This window comes from Hallella multisaccharivorax DSM 17128 (genome assembly GCF_000218235.1).
Lineage (GTDB): Bacteria > Bacteroidota > Bacteroidia > Bacteroidales > Bacteroidaceae > Prevotella > Prevotella multisaccharivorax.
Map to the genome: position 1 here is coordinate 67,679 of NZ_GL945017.1, position 422 is coordinate 68,100.

1 protein-coding gene and 1 pseudogene are annotated in these 422 nt (G+C 42.9%); both read right to left on the reverse strand.

What is annotated here, in order from left to right; genetic code table 11:
• Positions 1-117, reverse strand: a pseudogene (locus PREMU_RS15460) (site-specific integrase); the annotation flags it as partial.
• A 28-nt stretch (positions 118-145) separates the two neighbouring features.
• On the reverse strand, positions 146-422 hold a 277-nt coding region (locus PREMU_RS00660; protein WP_174262880.1), incomplete at its 5' end, for a tyrosine-type recombinase/integrase.

The window sequence follows — 422 nt, forward strand, 5'->3', positions numbered from 1 at the left end:
TGTGGTAATGGCTGTGTTCTTTCCGTCTATGGTGATACGGCAGAGAATGGCGGTATTGCCGTCTGCCTTAGTTTTCTGTCTGTTGATATAGAACAGTATCTTGAATGTACTTCTCATAATGATTTTAGTTTTAATATGTCTATTGCTAAATACTCATCTGCATATCCTCCGTGAAAGAAAGAAAACGATTAAACTCCTCAAAGAGTTTTTGGGGTGTAACCTTTGCATAACGCTCGGTCATGCTTACATTGCTATGTCCGAGCATCTTGCTCACCGTTTCAATAGGAACTCCTTGCTCAAGCGTAATGAGCGTGGCAAAGGTGTGTCTTGCCGTATGCGTGGTAAAGGGAAAGGCTATACCCTCTCTAAGGCGCAATGCTTTAAGATACGACTGATAGGTGGCATACTTCATCTGTGGCAGC